Annotated in this window: 14 protein-coding genes and 1 pseudogene; 13 read left to right on the top strand and 2 right to left on the bottom strand. The window is 59.2% G+C overall.

Features of this window, described 5'->3' with window-relative positions; genetic code table 11:
• The first annotated feature begins 36 nt into the window (after window positions 1–36).
• The 6 genes from purD (at window position 37) to ispF (ending at window position 4,870) form a co-directional block, all read left to right on the top strand.
• On the top strand, window positions 37–1,314 hold the full coding sequence (gene purD, locus LAO20_03815) for a phosphoribosylamine--glycine ligase (GenBank protein MBZ5530536.1): 1,278 nt from the start codon (window positions 37–39) through the stop codon (window positions 1,312–1,314).
• Between the two features lie 96 nt (window positions 1,315–1,410).
• Window positions 1,411–1,926 (top strand): 5-(carboxyamino)imidazole ribonucleotide mutase, encoded by a 516-nt coding sequence (gene purE, locus LAO20_03810; GenBank protein MBZ5530535.1) that lies wholly within the window; start codon window positions 1,411–1,413, stop codon window positions 1,924–1,926.
• A gap of 312 nt (window positions 1,927–2,238) precedes the next feature.
• On the top strand, window positions 2,239–2,976 hold the full coding sequence (kdsB, locus tag LAO20_03805; GenBank protein MBZ5530534.1) for a 3-deoxy-manno-octulosonate cytidylyltransferase: 738 nt from the start codon (window positions 2,239–2,241) through the stop codon (window positions 2,974–2,976).
• Between the two features lie 93 nt (window positions 2,977–3,069).
• Entirely contained in the window at window positions 3,070–3,798 is a 729-nt protein-coding gene (gene ispD / locus LAO20_03800) for a 2-C-methyl-D-erythritol 4-phosphate cytidylyltransferase (GenBank protein MBZ5530533.1), read from the top strand.
• Window positions 3,799–3,864: 66 nt separating this feature from the next.
• Entirely contained in the window at window positions 3,865–4,305 is a 441-nt protein-coding gene (locus tag LAO20_03795; GenBank protein ID MBZ5530532.1) for a GxxExxY protein, read from the top strand.
• A 49-nt stretch (window positions 4,306–4,354) separates the two neighbouring features.
• Window positions 4,355–4,870, top strand: a complete 516-nt coding sequence (gene ispF, locus LAO20_03790; GenBank protein ID MBZ5530531.1) for a 2-C-methyl-D-erythritol 2,4-cyclodiphosphate synthase — start codon at window positions 4,355–4,357, stop codon at window positions 4,868–4,870.
• 47 nt (window positions 4,871–4,917) lie between these two features.
• On the opposite strand, the gene LAO20_03785 is transcribed toward ispF, so the two are convergent.
• On the bottom strand, window positions 4,918–5,763 hold the full coding sequence (locus LAO20_03785) for a prolyl oligopeptidase family serine peptidase (protein MBZ5530530.1): 846 nt from the start codon (window positions 5,761–5,763) through the stop codon (window positions 4,918–4,920).
• Window positions 5,764–5,957: 194 nt separating this feature from the next.
• Between LAO20_03785 and LAO20_03780 the strand changes: the two genes are divergently transcribed.
• From LAO20_03780 to LAO20_03750, 7 genes and pseudogenes are all read left to right on the top strand, one after another.
• Window positions 5,958–9,320, top strand: a complete 3,363-nt coding sequence (locus LAO20_03780; protein ID MBZ5530529.1) for a PDZ domain-containing protein — start codon at window positions 5,958–5,960, stop codon at window positions 9,318–9,320.
• A gap of 250 nt (window positions 9,321–9,570) precedes the next feature.
• On the top strand, window positions 9,571–10,425 hold the full coding sequence (locus LAO20_03775; protein ID MBZ5530528.1) for a TIGR04255 family protein: 855 nt from the start codon (window positions 9,571–9,573) through the stop codon (window positions 10,423–10,425).
• Window positions 10,426–11,421: 996 nt separating this feature from the next.
• Complete coding sequence (locus tag LAO20_03770; GenBank protein ID MBZ5530527.1) at window positions 11,422–12,270, top strand: hypothetical protein; 849 nt, start codon at window positions 11,422–11,424, stop codon at window positions 12,268–12,270.
• A gap of 27 nt (window positions 12,271–12,297) precedes the next feature.
• Window positions 12,298–13,500 carry a class I SAM-dependent rRNA methyltransferase gene (locus LAO20_03765; GenBank protein ID MBZ5530526.1) on the top strand — a complete coding sequence of 401 codons (1,203 nt, stop codon included), beginning with the start codon at window positions 12,298–12,300 and terminating at the stop codon, window positions 13,498–13,500.
• 148 nt (window positions 13,501–13,648) lie between these two features.
• Window positions 13,649–14,113 (top strand): Hsp20/alpha crystallin family protein, encoded by a 465-nt coding sequence (locus tag LAO20_03760; protein MBZ5530525.1) that lies wholly within the window; start codon window positions 13,649–13,651, stop codon window positions 14,111–14,113.
• Window positions 14,114–14,219: 106 nt separating this feature from the next.
• A pseudogene (clpB, locus tag LAO20_03755) lies at window positions 14,220–16,771 on the top strand (ATP-dependent chaperone ClpB).
• Between the two features lie 67 nt (window positions 16,772–16,838).
• Window positions 16,839–17,147 carry a zinc ribbon domain-containing protein gene (locus LAO20_03750; GenBank protein MBZ5530524.1) on the top strand — a complete coding sequence of 103 codons (309 nt, stop codon included), beginning with the start codon at window positions 16,839–16,841 and terminating at the stop codon, window positions 17,145–17,147.
• 60 nt (window positions 17,148–17,207) lie between these two features.
• Here the strand turns inward: LAO20_03750 and hemL are convergent, their stop codons facing one another.
• Window positions 17,208–18,506 carry a glutamate-1-semialdehyde 2,1-aminomutase gene (gene hemL / locus LAO20_03745; protein ID MBZ5530523.1) on the bottom strand — a complete coding sequence of 433 codons (1,299 nt, stop codon included), beginning with the start codon at window positions 18,504–18,506 and terminating at the stop codon, window positions 17,208–17,210.
• Window positions 18,507–18,519 lie beyond the last annotated feature (13 nt).

Here is an 18,519-nt window from a genome sequence, read left to right as displayed (position 1 = left end):
GGCAATGATTTATCCTCGTCTGGTCATCATTCGTCTATGAAAGTCCTGGTCATCGGTAGCGGAGGACGGGAGCACGCACTGGCGTGGAAGCTGCGCCAGTCGCCGCGCGTCACCCAGGTGTATTGCCTGCCGGGCAACGGCGGCATTTGCCAGGAAGCCACGTGTCTGCCTGGCGATCCCAAGAACATTGACAGCCTGCTGGCCGCCGCGCACCAGATACAGGCGGACGTGACCGTGGTGGGGCCGGAGTTGCCGCTTTCCCTCGGCGTGGTGGACGAGTTCACGCGCCGGGGATTGAAGATTTTTGGTCCAACGCAGGCGGCCGCGCAGCTGGAATCGAGCAAGAGCTTCGCCAAGGAATTCATGCAGCGGTACAACATCCCCACGGCGCACTATGCCGTGGCCGGATCGGAAGAGGAGTTGCGCAAATCCTTGGGCTTGTTCTCCACGCCGGTGGTGGTCAAGGCCGACGGGCTGGCGGCGGGCAAAGGCGTGGTCATCGCCCCGACCAAAGAAGAAGCGGCCCTGGCCGCCGCGGACATGTTCAGCGGCAAGCTGCTGGGGACTCCGGTGCAGCGCGTGGTAGTGGAAGAATTTCTGGAAGGCGACGAGCTTTCTTTTCTGGTGCTGAGTGACGGAGTTCGCGTGGCGCCGCTGGTGGCGTCGCAAGACCACAAGCGCGTGGGCGAAGGCGATACCGGCGCCAACACCGGAGGCATGGGCGCCTATTCCATTGACGCTCTGGCGGATCCCGCCATGGTGGAGTGGCTGCTCAACCACATCGCGCGTCCGGTGGTGGCGGGGATGAAGGCGGAAGGCGCGGAGTATCGCGGCATCCTGTATTGCGGCCTGATGATGACCACGCGCGGCCCCATGGTGCTGGAATTCAACTGCCGCTTCGGCGATCCCGAGACCCAGGCCGTGCTCATGCGGCTGGACAGCGACCTGATGGAAGCCATTGAAGCCACCCTTGAGGGCCGGGTGAGCCACGCTGAGTTCAAATGGTCCAGCGATGCCAGTTGCTGCGTGGTGGTGGCGTCCGGCGGATACCCGGGAAGTTTTGTAACCGGCAAAGCCATCTCCGGCTTGGAGCGCGCCGCGGAAATCAAGGACGTGAAGGTGTTCCATGCCGGCACCAGCAAGCGCGACGGCAAGATCTATACCAGCGGCGGCCGCGTCCTGGGCGTGACCGCAAGGGCGCCGCGATTGGACGACGCCATCCGCAAAGCCTATGACGCCGCGGCGATGATTCAGTTTGAAGACATGTACTATCGAAAAGATATTGGAGCGCGGGCGCTGAAGGCGATGAGATAGGGCAGATTCCGCCAATTAACGCGAAACGACGCGAATCGGCGCCTAACACAAAACTAAATTCGTCATTTTAACTACATGAAGGAAAACCAAAATCGAATGTCTGATACTCCGCTTGTTTCCATTGTGATGGGGTCGGATTCCGACCTGGAGATCATGAATGAAGCCGCCAAGGCGCTGGACGACTTTGGCATCGAGTATGAAATTGACGTCACGTCGGCGCATCGCTCGCCGGCGCGCACGGGGGAGTTCGCGCGCAACGCGGCCGGGCGCGGCATAAAAGTCATTATTGCCGGGGCCGGCGGAGCCGCGCACCTGGCGGGTGTGATCGCAGCGGAGAGCACGCTGCCGGTCATCGGCGTGCCCATTCCATCCACCCCGCTCAACGGTTTGGATTCTCTGCTGGCCATTGTGCAGATGCCCGCGGGAATTCCTGTGGCGACTGTCGCCATCGGCAAAGCTGGCGCGACCAACGCTGGCATTCTGGCGGCCCAGATCATCGCTCTGAGCAATGCGACGGTGGCCGGAAAGATGAAGTCGCTGAAAGAAAAGCTGGCCAAGAGCGTGGAAGAGAAGTCGCAAAAGCTGCAGCAGATGCGGAAGCGCGGCGGGTAGCACCTTTCACCGCAAAGGTCGCAAAGGGCGCCAAGGGTGGGGAAACGTACCGCTAACGCGTAGTGGGTTCCTTTGAGCGGAGGGTGGGAAGCGCAACGTGCGATTCACGACTACCAATATCGTTCTAACCGTAGCAATGCTGGGATTGGTTATCTGGCGCATTTGGTACGGAGAAAAGATCAGCGAAGATCGTCTCGACAATCATGTGCAGAAGCTCTTTTCTGAGCACGATCCGGATGAAAATTCAAGTAGCCCACGCCCAGCTGATGAATACTTATTGAACTGATGAGCACTGATCAAGAGTCATAATTCATGCCCAATTCCTTCACCGCCGTCGCGATTATTCCTGCGCGCCTGGCGTCCACACGGCTGGCGCGCAAAGTGCTGCGCGAGATCGCCGGCAAGCCCATGGTCCAGCGCGTGTACGAAGCCGCCAAAAGCTCGCCGCTGCTGAGCGACGTGATCATCGCCACCGACTCCGATGAAGTCATGCAAGTGGCGCAGAAGCATGGTTGGAAAGTGCAGATGACTTCCTCGGCCCACCGCAGCGGGACGGACCGCATGCATGAAGTCGCGCAGCGGGTCACAGCGGACGTGTATGTCAACATCCAGGGCGACTTGCCCATCCTGCGCGCCGAGCAGATTGAAGCGCTCCTGCGGCCCATGCGGCGGCCGGAGGTGATGGTCTCCACCATCAAGACGCCGTGCCGGCCGGAGGAAATCGCCAACCCCAACGCGGTGAAAGTGGTCACTGACAAGAATGGCCGCGCGCTGTACTTCTCCCGGTCCACTATTCCCTTTGACCGCGACAAGTCAGGCCAATCGCGTTACTTCAAGCATCTGGGCATGTACGCGTATCGCAAGCCGGCGCTGGACCGCTTCTGCAGCCTGCCGGAATCGGCCTTGGAAGCCTCGGAACGGCTGGAGCAGTTGCGCTTGCTGGAAAACGGAATAGACATCTACGTGGAAGAGACGCCGTTCAACGTGGTGGAAGTCGATACTGAAGAAGATCTGCGCCGGGCGGAAGAGATCATCGCGCGCGGCTGGTAGGCAGTTGATTTCTCGCCGCCCCATAGTCGCCACCCTTGCAGTTCTTTGTGGGACTAACCCGTTGCCGCAAAGTTGTTATACTTTGAAACCCTGATGAAGGTCATTGCCATCATTCCCGCCGCCGGCCTGGGCACGCGTATGGCGCCCGTGGGCAAAAAGGGCGTTCCCTCCAAGCAGTGGGTGGAGATCAGCGGAGCGCCCATCGTCGCGCACACCCTGCGCGTGTTTGCCCGCAATCCTCAGATCACCCAAATTGTCGTTGCGCTGCGCAAAAACGAAATGGACCAGTTCCGGCGCATGCTGGAAAAAGAGCGCCTGGCGGCGAAAGTGCAGATGGTGGAAGGCGGCGAGCATCGCCAGGAATCGGTAGCCAACGCCCTGGCCAGCCTCAAAGCCGCCAAGGACGACGTGATCCTGGTCCACGATGCGGTGCGGCCTTTTGTGGACGACGAAATCATCGCCAGCGTGATTCAGGAAGTGGAGAAGCACGGCGCAGCCATTGCCGGGCTGCCCGCGGTGGACACCATCAAGCAGGTGGAACGCGCGGCTGACGGGGCCATTATCACCTCCACCATCCCGCGCGAGCGCGTGGTGCAGGCGCAGACGCCGCAGGGCTTCCGCTACGAGCTGATCAAACGCGCCTTTGATTCTGCCGCCGCCGACGGCTTCCTGGGTACCGATGAAGCGTCGCTGGTCGAACGCCTGGGAGAGAGCGTGCGCGTGGTGATGGGATCGGCGCGCAACATCAAGATCACTACTCCGGCGGACATGGAGCTGGCCGAGTTCCTGCTGGCGCAGCGGCGGGACATTCTAGCCGGTTGAAGGCTTACCACTGATGAACACTGATGACAGCGGTGGGGAGGAAAAACCTTACCGCTGATGACGCAGATGACGCTGATTGATATGAAAGTAAACCAAGCTTACAAACACAGTGAACTCACCGAAACAATTATTGGGGTCTTCTACGATGTGTACAACGAGCTTGGATACGGCTTCCTTGAGTCTGTATATCGCAATGCGCTTAAGCTCGCCTTGGCTGAGAAAAGACTTAAGATTGAGACAGAGGTGCCCGTCCCGGTTTACTTTCGCGGGGAAAAGGTGGGCGATTTCCGGGCAGACATGGTGGTGAACGGCTGTATTCTCCTCGAGCTGAAGACGGCGGATGCAATCGTGATTGCGCATGAGGCGCAACTCCTGAATTATCTCAAGGCTACAACCTTGGAACTAGGATTGATTTTGAATTTTGGGCCCAAACCACAGGTGCGGCGGCTTGTCTTTGAAAATGGCCGTAAAGAGGTGCGAGCCCATCGGCTGGGAGGATCTTCGTGAACCGCTCTAAATCAGCGTTATCAGCGTTCATCAGCGGTGAGGTTTTTCCGTGAGAATAGGTTACGGGTGGGATTCTCACGAGTTCAGAGCGGGAATTCCTCTGCGCATCGGCGGTGTTGAATTGCCGCATACACACGGCCTGTCCGGTCACTCCGACGGCGACGTCCTGCTTCACGCCATCACCGACGCGCTTCTGGGCGCCGTTGCGGCTGGCGACATCGGCAGCTACTTTCCTCCAACCGATCCCAAGTGGAAAGGCGCCGATTCGGCGATTTTTTTGGCTGAAGCCCTCAAGCAAGTCCGCAAAGCCGGATACACCATCGCTAACGTGGATTCCACGCTGGTCATGGCCGCGCCGAAGATTGTCCCGTATGCCAAAAAGATTCAGGCGCGCGTTGCCGAGCTGCTAGGAGTAAAGCCGGAGCAGGTCGGCATCAAGGCCAAGACACCGGAAGGCCTCAATCTGGAACACGCGGCGCTGGCGCACGTGGTGGTGTTGCTGATGGAAACTCGGCGCACGCTGCGACGCACGCGCAGCAAAAAATCTCCGGGCAAGAAGCGGTGAACCCACGCAATGTCCGCTGCATCGTGGCCTCTCCGTTGGGCGGGAGGCTAGCGTCGCAACTGATTGTCAAAAAAACGTGTGGCCCGTCTAAGGGCGTCTTCCGTGGCTTTGTGGTTGGCGCGCTTTGACTGCTTGGTTTTGCCCGGATCGTCGAAATTGTGTTCCGCTCCATCGTAGACAACCAATTCCAGGTCAGCGCCGGATTTTCTGGCCTTCTCGGCAAGTTCCTCGCAGAGCCTGGGGGAAACTTCCTCATCCGCCGAAGCTACCATGAGCAACAATGGCGCGTAGTTCCGGTAGTTGCCCTTTACCGCGTCCATGCCGCAACCGGGATATTCAGCCAGCGCAGCGCGGAAGCCGGTATCGCGCGAAGGTTCCTTGATTCCCGGGGCCCGCCGGCTGATGGTGACCAGCACGGTCATCCCGCCGTTCGACCAGCCCTGCACGCCGATGCGGTCTGGCTGTACGTCTTTTCGTCCGCGCAAGTAGCGCAGGGCCCCGTAGGCGTCCAGCGGCCGCACGGTTTGCTCGCTCACTTCAGCGGGGCGGTCCTCATAACTGCCCTTGGGAAATCCCTTGGCGTAGCCTCTAGGGCCAAAACTATCCACCAGCAACGCGATATAGCCGCGCGATGCCCAGTGCTCTCCCCAAGCCTTGTGCCGCTTGGAGAGAGTTGCCGCGTTGTAATGGCCTTTGGCCAGCGACGAATAAGGACCGGCGCGGCCATGCAGCATCACGATCGCGGGCATGGGAGCAGGCTTGTGGCCCTGGGGCCTAAAGAGGTAGCCGACCAGACGCGTATTCCCATCTGCGCTGGGAAAATGAACGGTTTCGGGAAGCGGTGATTCAGCGAAAGCAGGCACCGCCAACAATACAAGCAGCCATCTCAGCATCGGGGATTGATCCGGTTTTGGGGAGGTCGGGCTTTTATAAGCTCCGTGAAGCAGCTTGAGGATACCGCATGGGCGAAGACTTCGCTAGCATATGAGGCTCGGCGAGGATGGTCACCATGGATTGCCCGCCGCCCGCCGTTACTGCTAACCTTGCCAGTTTGCCGGAATGCTGATTTCTCACCTTGGTGGAGTCTATGAAGAAACTTTCCTTGCTGCTCTCGTCTTTGCTCTTGGCCGTATTTCTTGTCGTCAGCGCCCACGCGGCCGGGCCGTTGCTTTTGCAGAAACCCACGCTGTCGAAGACCCACATCGCCTTCTCTTATGCGGGCGATCTCTGGCTGGTTGCCCGTGACGGCGGCGAGGCCCGCCTGCTCACCAGCGGCAGCGGGACCAAGGGCGATCCCGTCTTCTCGCCCGACGGAAGCATGATCGCCTTCACCGGCGACTATGACGGCAACGTGGATGTTTACGTGATCCCGGCTGAAGGCGGCGTGCCCCGGCGGCTCACGCACCACCCGGGCGTTGACGAAGTAATCGGCTGGACGCCCGACGGCAAGCAGATTCTGTTTCGCTCAGCGCGAAGCAGCTACTCGCGTTTCAATAAGCTGTTTACCGTGAAGCTGGATGGCGGCCTGCCGCACGAGCTGCCTCTGCCCATGGCTGAGGCTGGATCGTACTCCCCGGACGGCAAGCACATTGCCTACGTTCCCACGGACAATACCCGGCGCCTCTCCTCTATCGGATGGAAGCGCTACCGCGGCGGCAAAGCGTCGCACATATGGATCGCCAATCTCACGGACTACGGCATTGAAAAGGTCCCGCGCGAGACGTCCAATGACGGCGCCCCCATGTGGGTGGGCGACAAAGTTTACTTTCTCTCTGACCGCAACGGCCCATTCAGCATGTATTCGTACGATCTGAAGAGCAAAAAGGTTGAAACCGTTGTGGCCGCCACATCGGACATCAAGTCGGCATCCGCCGGTCCCGGAGCAATTGTTTACGAGCAGTTTGGGGCTTTGAGCTTGTTGGATCTGGCGTCAGGGAAGTCGAAGCCAATCGCCGTGACCGTGCCCGCCGACTTGCCCAACGTTCGCCCGCACTTCAAGAAGGTCGAAAATGAAATCACCGCAGCGGACATTTCGCCCAGCGGCGCGCGCGCAGTGTTTGAGGCCCACGGAGAAATCCTGACCGCCCCGGCGGAAAAAGGCGACATCCGCAATCTCACCAACACACCCGGTGTGATGGAGCGCGACCCCTCGTGGTCGCCGGACGGCAAATGGATCGCCTACTTCTCTGACGAGTCGGGCGAGTACCAGCTGCACATCAAGGGCCCGGACGGCATGGGAGAAGCGCGCAAGATCCCGCTGGGCAGTCCGGCGTCGTTTTACTACAACCCGGTGTGGTCGCCGGACAGCAAGAAGATCGCCTTCACGGACAAGCGCCTGACCATGTGGTACGTGGACCTGGCCAAAGGCGCGCCGGTGAAAGTGGACAGCACAACTTACGATCTGCCGCAGCGCGCGTTGTCGCCGGTGTGGTCGCCGGACAGCCGCTGGATCGCTTACAACAAGCAGCTCTCCAGCCACATGTTTGCGATCTTTGCTTACTCGCTGGAACAAGGCAAAGCTCATCAACTCACTGATGGCCTGAGCGATGCCCGCTTCCCCGCCTTCGACCAGAAAGGCCAATACCTGTTCTTCACCGCCAGCACCGATGTTGGTCCCACCACCGGATGGCTTGATCTTTCCAGCGCTGACCGCCGCGTCACCCGCAGCGCCTACGTGATGGTGCTGAGGAAAGACCTGCCCTCGCCGCTGGCGCCGGAAAGCGACGAAGAAAAAGCCGGTGGCGACGAAGCCAAACCCGAGGGCGACAAAGCCGCCGCCAAGCCTGACGAAAAAGGTGAAGCCGAAGGCGCCGCTGACAAAGACAAAGATAAAGATAAAGACAAGCCCAAAGGAGGCAAGCCGGGCAAAGAAGAAGTGGTCGTCAAGATTGACGTGGAAAACATCAGCCAGCGCATCTTGGCCCTGCCCATTCCTCCCAGAAACTACGGGCAACTTCTATCGGGCAAGGCGGGAACGATTTTCCTGCTGGAACAACCTTCCACGCCGGGACCCGACGCGCAGACCACGTTGTGGCGCTTTGATCTGAAGTCGCGCAAAGCGGAAAAGGCGCTGGAAGGCGTGAACGCCTTCGTGGTTTCGGCGGACGGCAACAAGCTGCTCTATCACAAGGGCCGTGGTCCCGCGGGGCACTGGTACATCGGCTCGGCCACGGCGCCCGCTGCCGGCCCCGGTCCCGCCGGCAAGCCGGATACGCCGCTCAACCTGGCAAAGATGGAAGTCCTGGTGGACCCGCGCGCGGAATGGAAGCAGGAATACAACGAAGTCTGGCGCATTGAGCGCGACTTTCTCTACGATCCCAACCTGCACGGGCTCAACCTGGCCGCGGCGGAGAAGCATTACGCGCCTTTCGTCGAGAACCTGGGCAGCCGCATTGACTTCAGTTATTTGTTGAGCGAGATGCTGGGCGAAATCACCATCGGTCACATGTACATCCGCACGCCGCTCGATCCTCCGTCGGACGAAGGCAAGGTCGGGCTGCTGGGAGCGGACTACGCGATTGAAAACGGCCGCTACCGCTTTGCCCGCATTTACCAGGGCGAAAACTGGAACCCGCAGTTGCGCGCTCCGCTCACCCAGCCGGGAGTCAACGTCCAGGAAGGCGAATACCTGCTGGCGGTGAACGGACGCGACCTCAAAGGCACGGACGAAGTCTTTGCCTTCTTCGCCGGGACCGCGGACAGAAGTACGGTTCTCAAGGTCGGCCCCACCGCGGACGGCAAAAGCGCGCGCAACGTGACCGTGGTCCCCATTGAAAATGAGGCCGGGCTGCGCAATCGCGCATGGATTGACGGCAATATGAAGAAGACCCATGAGCTCAGCGGCGGCAAGCTGGCGTATGTTTACCTGCCGGACACCGGCTTTGGCGGATACACGTCCTTCAACCGCTACTTCTTTGCCCAGATCGGCCGCGAAGGTGCGGTGATTGACGAACGCTTCAACGGCGGCGGCGCGGCGGCGGACTACGTGATTGACTACCTGCGGCGTCCGCTGGCCAACTACTGGCTGACCCGCGAAGGCCAGGATTTCACTACGCCGGTCGGCTCCATCTTCGGGCCCAAGGCCATGATCATCAACGAATATGCCGGCTCGGGCGGCGACGCCCTGCCCTGGTATTTCCGCGACGCCAAGATCGGTCCGCTCGTTGGCACGCGCACATGGGGCGGTCTGGTGGGCATCTACGACTACCCGCAGCTCATGGATGGAGGCGCCGTCACCGCGCCGCGTGTGGCCTTCTACAACCGCAACGGCGAGTGGGACGTGGAGAACCATGGCGTCGCGCCCGACGTGGAAGTGGAGATCACGCCCAAAGACTGGATGAGCGGCCACGATCCGCAACTGGAGAAAACCATCGCTCTGCTGCTGGAGTCGCTCAAGAAGAACCCGCTGCCTGTGGGTAAACGGCCGGCGTTCCCGAACTATCACAAGTAAGCGTTGAGTGTTTGGACACAGAGGGCGCGGCTTCGGCTGCGCCCTTTCTTGAGCCGGATGAGATGCAAAAGCGAATGACTCGATCCTAGCGAGTTAATGTTGTTCTAATGTTTTGTCGATATACTTAAGAATGAGAAGGCATTGCAATTACACTTGCACTCCTAGATCTTGTGGTGTAAAAGCATCCGTATCAATATATCGTGGTCAAGAGCCATTCGTAAGGCCGTTTTTGGGCATCATAAATAACGACGTGAACGAATCTGGAGAATCCCGCAATTCAACAGTTGCTGGTGGAAAGCAGCGCTCTCTTCCCGACTTTGAGAATCCGCCGGTGGTGGAGACTGTATTGGGAGTTGAATTCGCTCCGCTGCAGGGTTGGAGCATTCCCCATTTCGGGCTGCTGTGGAACGAGCTTAAAGAGAAATACCCGCTCTTTGAAGTGCAATTGGCGCTTCCAAGTAGTGGTGATGTGGATGTAGGGCTTGGTGCCCAGTCCGGCCTCAGTCTGCATCTAAGTGCTTGGCCAACCCACCGTTGCTGGTTTTTCAATCCGGACCGCACTAGCTTGGTTCAAGTTCAAAATGACCGGTTCGTGCACAATTGGCTCAAAGCGGCTCCAAAAGACCAATATCCTCACTACGAGAATATTCGTCCTATGTTTGAACTAGAATGGACTCTGTTCAGAGATTTTCTAGCCGCTCAAAAGATTTCCTTGCCGGGCCTAGTTAAGTGCGAAATTACTTACATCAACCACATCGAACGCGGTCATGGCTGGCAGACGTTTGAAGACTTGTCTGATCTGATTAAAGTGTGGGCAGCCGAGCGAAAGTTCGACTTCTTGCCTGTGCCGGATCAAGTTATCTGTAACTTGAGATACCCGATGCCTAATGTCCATGGAACATTATCGATCACCGTTGAGCCGGCGATTCGCAAGTCAGATCAGAAAGAAGTTATCCAGTTACGATTAACCGCTCAAGGAAGACCAGACTCGGTCGAGTTGGTCGACATTGTTAAGTGGTTCGACACGGGTCGGGAGTGGATAGTTCGTGGGTTCACGGACTTTACAACTCCGAAAGCTCATCAGTTGTGGAAGAGGAGTGTCTAACATGTCGGGAAGCGCAGCTCTCAATAGAGGTCAGGTGATTTGGCAGCCGCCTGCTAGTCCGCAGGCGAGTCGCGTAACCGTTGCGCCAGTTACGTCGCATTCCGATTGGCTCGATCAATGTATCAGACGGGTGGAGGAGTTGAAACAGCTCCGTCCAAATTGGGACGGCTACGCTAGTCCTCCGATCACTACCGATGCTTTGTCCTCGGCTGCTCTTTTACTCAGAGCCGCTGGTAGACACACACTCCCCATACCGCGAGTTGCCCCCGTAAGCGGCGGCGGCTTAGTTTTGGAATGGAGAGTCGCATTGAGGAGTGTCGAGTTCGAGGTGCTCCCCAACGGCAGAGTTGAATATCTATGCGTGGAGCGTCGCCCGCCAGAGCCCGACCTATGCGAAGAAGGTGAGCTTTCGATAGCAAGGGTTTATGAAGCTCATTATCCGATTGAGTGGTTGCTTGGCTTGCACTGATAGCCGCATGAATGACAGAACCGTCAGAGTCGATCTCAAATGACGCGCTGTTGTATCGGAGGATAATTCCCTCCTGGATAACCTGGGAGGATGGTAAGCCTCGCCCGACATCTGAGGCATTCAAGGACCGGCGAGAATATAAACTTTCCGTCGTAATCGCGAGTGAGTGTTCGCCTAAACGCTTGTTGCGCGGTCGTCCAGAGGACAGCGTAATATCCATAAGGGTCAGTGCGGTACGCGACCTGGGGCTCCGAGTTGAACGAGATTTTGATCGAGACCTGCCCGGGCATGCAGTGATTTTCCCCGCCCCTAAGAGTGCTAAGGCGAGAACTCTGGCCCAAAGAGCAGATTGGGTACAGTTTCGTGATCCCCGGTCCCGTATGTTTGCGATTAAGGCCTGGATCAGGAAGGCGGCGCGTCGGCTTTTGCCGGTCAAGACCGATTAGAGGTCTGTCAATCAATGACTGCCAGGCCTCCGCATCAGGCCCGTCCCCGCGTGCTAAAATTCTTGCCTAGTCCTTCCGCCCATGAATGCAGACCTGCAAAAACTGATCGAACTGGAAAAGGTTGACCGGGAGTTCGTCCGGCTCACCGAGGAAGTTGCCGCGCTGCCCAAACGCGTGGACGCCATCGAGCACAAGCTGGCGGACGACAAGGCGGCGGTCGAAAAGGCCAAAACCGCCATCAAGAGCAATGAAGCCGCCCGTCGCCAACTGGAAACTGACATCAAGGGCCTGCAGGAAAAGATTGCCAAGTACCGGAGCCAGTCTTCCAGCGTGAAGACCAATGACGAATACCGCGCGCTGATGCATGAAGTGGAGTTTGCGGAGAAAGCAATCCGCGGTTGCGAAGACAAGATCCTGGACCTGATGGTGGCGCTGGAAGCTGAAGAAAAAGGCTTGAAGACCGCCGAAGCCGATTTGAAAACCGAAGCCGCCGACGTGGAAAAAGAAAAAGCCGAGGCCCGCAGCCGCACCGCGGAAGACGAAAAGCTGCTGAAAGGCCTGGGCGAGCAGCGCGCGCAGTTGCGCACCGGCGTCTCTGACAGCACCCTGGCCCACTATGACCGCTTGATGCGGCAGCGCAAGTCGGCGATCGCCGAAGCCCGCGACCAGCGGTGCCAGACCTGCTTTGTGCTGATGCGTCCGCAAACCTGGCAGGAAGTGAAGACTAACGAGCAGATCATTACCTGCAGTTCCTGCGCGCGGATCCTCTTCTACGACCCGGCGCACGAGCCTCCGCCACCGCCGGAGACCACCAAGAAAAAGAAGTCGCGCACAGCCGCCGCAAAAGTCGAAACCGCGGAAGGCGATGCAGAAGCGGAGCCGGAAACGGCGCAGGAAGAATCCACCCCGGAAACCACGCCGACGCAGTAGCCGCCTTTCCTATATGCTGTTTGCCAGATGGCAAACCGTTCTGAAATCAAAAAAATCATCATTGATGAACGCGCCGCAGGACGCTTGCGCGCCGGGCACGTGTGGGTTTACGCGTCCGACGTATTGAATGATGCCAGCGCCGCCCCCGGCTCGCTGGTCCACGTGGTCAACACCAAAGGCAAGCTGCAAGGCTCGGCGATCTACAGTTCGTCGTCGCAGCTCAAGCTGCGGCTGATGTCGCGAGAAGAAATTGGCTCGGAAGCCGAGTTGATGACGCTGGTCCGGCAGCGGCTGGCCGAAGCGGTTGCCTATCGCCAGCGGGTGGTGCGCGACTCCAACGCCTGCCGCCTGGTTTTCAGTGAAGCCGACGGCCTGCCTGGTCTGATCGTGGACCGCTATGACCAGATCGTCGCGCTGCAAATCCTGACCCAGGCGTGGGACCGCCCCGAGCGGCGCGAGGCGATCGTTGCCGCGCTAGGCGAACTCACTGGCGCCGGGAATATTGTCGAGCGCGTGGACGCGCGCATCCGCGAGCTGGAGCAGTTGCCGGCGCGCGAGTCGGGCAGCATCCTGGGCCAGCAAACGGCGACCGTCTTCACGATGAACAGCGTCCAGTTTCATTACGACGCGCTCAGCGGACAAAAGACCGGAGCGTTTCTTGACCAGCGGGAAAACTACGCCGCCGCCGCAGCCTACGCCCGCGGTCAGGCCCTGGACGTCTGCACCTACCAGGGCGGATTTGCTTTGCATCTGGCGCGGGTATGCGACCAAGTCACGGCGCTGGACAGTTCGCGCGAGGCGCTGGAGGTGGCCGAGCAGAATGAGAAGCTCAACGCCGCAGCCAACAAGCATGAGATTGAATGGATTGAAGCCAACGCCTTTGATCTGCTGCGCGACTACGCTGACGCCGGCCGCCAGTATGACGTCATCGTGCTTGATCCCCCGGCCTTTGCCAAGTCCAAGAAGAACCTGGCGGCCGCCATGCGCGGCTACAAGGAGCTGAATCTTCGCGCATTGAAGATGCTGCGCCCCGGCGGAACGCTGGTGACCTGCTCCTGCTCCTTCGCCGTGGGCGAAGCGGACTTCCTGGAGATGCTGGCTTCGGCCGCGGTGGACGCCCATCGCTCGGTCAAAATCACGGAGACGCGCGCTCAGGCCAAGGACCATCCCATCCTGCCGGGCGTGCCGGAAACCCACTATCTGAAGTGCTTTATCGCCGTAGTTTCCTAGAAAAATCGTTATAAACAATTGATAATAAAAGAAATAATTTTGTATTTTAATATTGACAATAACACACTCATATTTTATTATCGTGCTGCGCTAATATGCTATCCCGATTGGCGATGGCAAAAAACATTCATTTGAGAGGATTACCAACATGACTCTGATTACCCGAATTGACCCCTTCCATGAACTGGCGACCATTCAGGACCGCTTCAACAGCCTGTTTGAGAATTTTGCCCCCGTCAACGGCAAAGACCAGTTGGCCGCGGGCAATTTCGTCCCCCCGGTGGACATCTACGAAGACGAGCAGAACCTGGTCCTCAAGATGGAAATCCCCGGCATGAAGGAAGAAGACCTGAGCGTGAGCCTGGAGAACAACACCCTCACCGTGAGCGGCGAGCGCAAGTTCGAGCAGGAAGAGAAAGAAGAAAACTTCCATCGCATTGAGCGCCGCTACGGTTCGTTTGTACGCACCTTCCGCCTGCCCAACACGGTGGACCCTGAGAAAGTGTCGGCAGCGTACGAGCAAGGCTTGCTCAAGGTCACCCTGGGCAAGCGCGCCGAAGCCAAGCCCAAGCAGATCAAAGTGGGCAGCGCCGAGAAGACCTTGCAGGGCTGAAATGAAAACACAGCAACCTCCGGTGAATAGTGGAATCGGGAGGCACAGGCCTCCCGATTCTGCGTTTAGGCGGCGTAGGATAGCGGGAGTGCAGGAGTAAACAAACATGGCAATCCGTTGGGACAAATTCACCATCAAGTCGCAGGAAGCAGTCCAGCACGCCAATGAAGTGGCGTCGCAGAACGGCAACGCGGAGTTGCTGCCGGTGCACTTGCTGGCCGGGTTGATGCAGGACAAAGAAGGCATTGTTGTGCCGGTGCTGGCCAAGCTGGGCGCGAACCCGGCCAACGTGGAAGCCCAGGCCATGGAGCAGATCAATCGTCTGCCCAAGGTTTCCGGCAGCTCGGCGCAGCCGCAGCTTTCCAGCGCCATGCAGCAACTGGTGGAGCAGGCCTTCAAAGAAGCCGACCAGTTCAAGGATGAATACGTCTCCACCGAGCATCTCTTGCTGGCCATGGCGTCGCCCGCAAACAAGAAGGACGCGGCGCAGCAAATTCTCTTTTCTTCCGGCGCTACCTATGACTCCCTTCTGAAAGCCCTGACTGCCGTTCGCGGCTCGCAGCGCGTGACCGACCAGAATCCTGAAGGCAAGTACCAGGCCCTGGAACGCTACGCCAAAGATTTGAACGAACTGGCGCGCCGCGGGAAGCTGGACCCGGTGATTGGCCGCGACGAAGAAATTCGCCGCGTGGTGCAGGTGCTTTCGCGCAGGACGAAGAACAACCCGGTGCTGATTGGCGAGCCGGGCGTGGGCAAGACGGCCATCGTCGAAGGCCTGGCCCAGCGCATCATCAACGGCGACGTGCCGGAGATCCTCAAGAACAAGCGCGTCGTCGCCCTGGATCTGGGCGCGATGCTGGCGGGGGCCAAGTATCGCGGCGAATTTGAAGACCGCTTGAAGGCCGTGCTCAAAGAGATTGAAGACTCGCAGGGCCAGGTGATCCTGTTTATTGACGAACTGCACACGCTGGTCGGCGCGGGTGCGGCGGAAGGCGCCATTGACGCCAGCAATATGCTCAAGCCGGCGCTGGCGCGCGGCGAGCTGCGGGCCATTGGCGCTACCACGCTGAACGAATATCGCAAATACATTGAGAAGGACGCGGCGCTGGAGCGGCGCTTCCAGATCGTGTTCGTCGGGGAGCCCAACGTGGAAGACACCATCTCCATTTTGCGCGGGCTCAAGGAGCGCTACGAAGTGCATCATGGCGTGCGCATCAAGGACTCGGCCATTGTGGCGGCGGCCACGCTGTCGCATCGCTACATCTCTGACCGCTTTCTGCCGGACAAAGCCATTGACCTGATTGATGAAGCCGCGGCTTCTCTGCGCATACAGATTGACTCCATGCCCACGGAGATTGACCAACTGGAGCGCAAGGCCACGCAATTGGAAATCGAAAAGCAGGCCATGAAGAAAGAAACTGACGCGAACTCGCGCGACCGCTTGAAAGCGGTGGAACGCGAGCTGGCGCAGGCCCGCGAACAATCCAGCGCGCTCAAAGTGCGGTGGAAAGACGAGAAAGAAGCCATCACCCGCATTCGCCAGCTCAAAGAGCGGATTGATCAACTCAAGACGGAAGAGCAGCAGGCCGAGCGCAAGGGCGACCTGGAGCGCGTGGCGTCCATCCGCTATGGCGAACTGCGCCAGGCGGAGAAAGACCTGGCCAAACTCAGCAGCGAGCAGGAGAAGACCGGCCAGACCCGCATGCTCAAAGAAGAAGTGGACGAAGAGGACGTGGCCAAGATTGTCTCCAAGTGGACGGGCGTCCCCGTGTCCAAGATGCTGGAAGGCGAAGTGAAGAAGCTGGTGAGCATGGAAGACCGTTTGCGCCAGCGCGTGGTGGGGCAGGACGACCCGCTGGTCCGCGTAGCCAATGCCATTCGCCGTTCGCGCGCCGGGTTGAGCGATCCGCGCAAGCCCATCGGCTCATTCATCTTCCTCGGTCCCACGGGCGTGGGCAAGACCGAACTGGCGCGGGCCCTGGCGGAGTTTCTCTTTGACGACGAGCATGCCATGGTGCGCATTGACATGTCGGAATACATGGAGAAGCACGCCGTGTCGCGGTTGATTGGCGCGCCTCCGGGATACATTGGCCATGATGAAGGCGGCCAGCTCACGGAAGCGGTGCGCCGCCGGCCCTATTGCGTGATTCTGTTCGACGAAATTGAAAAAGCGCATCCGGACGTCTTCAACATCCTGCTGCAAATTTTGGATGACGGCCGCCTGACCGATTCGCGCGGCCGCACCGTGGACTTCAAGAACGCGGTGATCATCATGACGTCGAATCTCGGCGCCAGCTATTTGCAGGCTGAAGGCGTGGCCTCGCCGGAAGCTTTTGCGGAGGCCACCGAACATGTTCTGGAAGCCCTGCGGCAGCACTTCCGTCCGGAGTTCCTGAACCGCGTGGATGACATTATTGTGTTCAGTCCACTGGGCGAAGAGCGTTCGTCGAAGGCTATGACCGCGCTTATGGAGCGCGTCCGCTGAAACGGGCCATCCAAAAGATGATTCAGGACCCGCTGGCCTTGAAGATCCTGGAGGGCGAAGTCCTGCACGGCGACCATGTGGTGGTGGACGCCGATGTCGCTAAGCGGAAGATGACGTTTGCGGTGAGCGCCAGGGCGGGAGCGGAGAAGGTGAAGGCGAAAAGTACGGCGTAATGCACGGGCGCGTTGACCGCGTTCTCGCGTTCACCCTAAAATGAGGTCAGCCTCACAGCTTTAAACCATGCCTCTCTACGAATACGTCTGCAAAAAATGTCATCATCGGTTTGAGAAAATCCAGAAATTCTCAGATCGCATGGTGCGCAAGTGTCCCAAGTGCCGGGGGCCGGTGGAGACCACCATCACCGCTCCTGCCGTGCACTTTAAGGGCAGTGGCTTCTACGTAAACGACTACGCGGCCAAGACGCCGTCCAAGGACTCCCAGGACCACAGTCCCGTGGAAAAGGAAGCAACGCAGGACGCCGCGAAGAAGGGCAAAGAAAAGGTCGAAGAAAAGCCCAAAAAGCCCGTCGCTAAAAAAGACAAAGAATAGCGCTGCGGCGTTACGCCTCCGGAAGAAGCTCCCACTACAGTAACTGGTGCTCCGCCAGCCTCACGCTCCAAACGCATGCGCGGCGGCTTCAATGGTCCGGGCGATGTCGCCGTCGGTGTGCGCGGCGCTCACGAAAATGGCTTCATATTGTGATGGCGGCAGGTAGATGCCGCGATCGAGCATCGCCCGGTGGAACTTGGCAAATGCTTCCGTGTCCGACTTGGCAGCGGTGTCCCAGTCTTGCACCGGGCCAGCCTGGAAAAACCAGGTAAACATTGAGCCTATGCGGTTGGCGCTAAGCGTTACGCCGTTCTTTTTGGCCACAGAGAGGACGCCATCCACCAGCGCCGCCGTACGCCGCTCCAACTGAGAGTAAATTTCCGCATGTTCGCGCAGATGGCGTAATGTGGCCAAGCCGGCGGCCATCGCCAGCGGATTACCGGAGAGCGTCCCTGCCTGGTAGACCGGGCCCACCGGAGCAATCATGGCCATGATGTCCGCGCGCCCGCCGTAGGCGCCCACCGGGAGCCCGCCGCCGATGATCTTGCCCAGCGTGGTCAGGTCCGGCGTGATTTTGTACAGCTCTTGCGCGCCGCCCAGGGCCAGGCGGAAGCCGGTCATGACTTCATCAAAGATCAGGACAGCGCCGTGTTGCTGGGTAATTTCGCGGAGAAACTGCAAGTAGCCCGTACGCGGCGGGACGCATCCCATGTTGCCGACCACCGGCTCAACGATGATGCAAGCGATCTGGTCTTTGAACTTCTTGAAAGCCTCTTCCACCGCATGCTGATTGTTGTACGGCAGAGCCAGCGTGAATTGCGCCTGCTCCGGCAGCACGCCTGCCGAGCCGGGAATGCCCAGCGTGGCCACGCCCGAGCCGGCTTTCACCAGAAGCGAATCAGCGTGTCCGTGATAGCAGCCTTCAAACTTGATGATGTACTTGCGATTGGTGAACGCCCGCGCCAGCCGGATGGCCGACATGGTGGCTTCCGTCCCGGAGCTGACAAAACGGACTTTGTTGATGGACGGAAACGCCGCAATCACTTCTTCTGCCAACTCGGCTTCCATCGGCGTGCATGCGCCAAAGCTCACGCCGTCGCGATTGGCCCTCTCCACGGCGTCCACCACCGCGGGGAAAGCATGGCCCAGAATGAGCGGTCCCCAGGAACCCACGTAGTCCACGTATTCGTTGCCGTCCGCGTCCCACAGGTGCGCGCCCTTGCCGTGGGTCACGTAGGGCGGGTCGCCGCCTACGGAATTGAACGCCCGCACGGGTGAATTGACGCCCCCCGGGATGACCCGGGAAGCACGCTGGTGGTATTGGCGGCTCCGTTCCCTGGTGATGGTGGTCGTCGGCATGGCCTTAACAATA

This window comes from Terriglobia bacterium, assembly GCA_020072815.1.
Lineage (GTDB): Bacteria > Acidobacteriota > Terriglobia > Terriglobales > Acidobacteriaceae > Angelobacter.
Note: the sequence above shows the minus strand (reverse complement) of the source record. Positions and strands in the feature narration are given on the sequence as shown.

Bases quoted from the DNA above. Each gene is read 5' to 3' on its own strand.
- purD (MBZ5530536.1), top strand. From the start codon at position 37: ATGAAAGTCCTGGTCATCGGTAGCGGAGGACGGGAGCACGCACTGGCG.
- purE (MBZ5530535.1), top strand. From the start codon at position 1,411: ATGTCTGATACTCCGCTTGTTTCCATTGTGATGGGGTCGGATTCCGAC.
- kdsB (MBZ5530534.1), top strand. From the start codon at position 2,239: ATGCCCAATTCCTTCACCGCCGTCGCGATTATTCCTGCGCGCCTGGCG.
- ispD (MBZ5530533.1), top strand. From the start codon at position 3,070: ATGAAGGTCATTGCCATCATTCCCGCCGCCGGCCTGGGCACGCGTATG.
- LAO20_03795 (MBZ5530532.1), top strand. From the start codon at position 3,865: ATGACGCTGATTGATATGAAAGTAAACCAAGCTTACAAACACAGTGAA.
- LAO20_03785 (MBZ5530530.1), bottom strand. From the start codon at position 5,763: ATGCTGAGATGGCTGCTTGTATTGTTGGCGGTGCCTGCTTTCGCTGAA.
- LAO20_03780 (MBZ5530529.1), top strand. From the start codon at position 5,958: ATGAAGAAACTTTCCTTGCTGCTCTCGTCTTTGCTCTTGGCCGTATTT.
- LAO20_03770 (MBZ5530527.1), top strand. From the start codon at position 11,422: ATGAATGCAGACCTGCAAAAACTGATCGAACTGGAAAAGGTTGACCGG.
- LAO20_03765 (MBZ5530526.1), top strand. From the start codon at position 12,298: ATGGCAAACCGTTCTGAAATCAAAAAAATCATCATTGATGAACGCGCC.
- LAO20_03760 (MBZ5530525.1), top strand. From the start codon at position 13,649: ATGACTCTGATTACCCGAATTGACCCCTTCCATGAACTGGCGACCATT.
- LAO20_03750 (MBZ5530524.1), top strand. From the start codon at position 16,839: ATGCCTCTCTACGAATACGTCTGCAAAAAATGTCATCATCGGTTTGAG.
- hemL (MBZ5530523.1), bottom strand. From the start codon at position 18,506: ATGCCGACGACCACCATCACCAGGGAACGGAGCCGCCAATACCACCAG.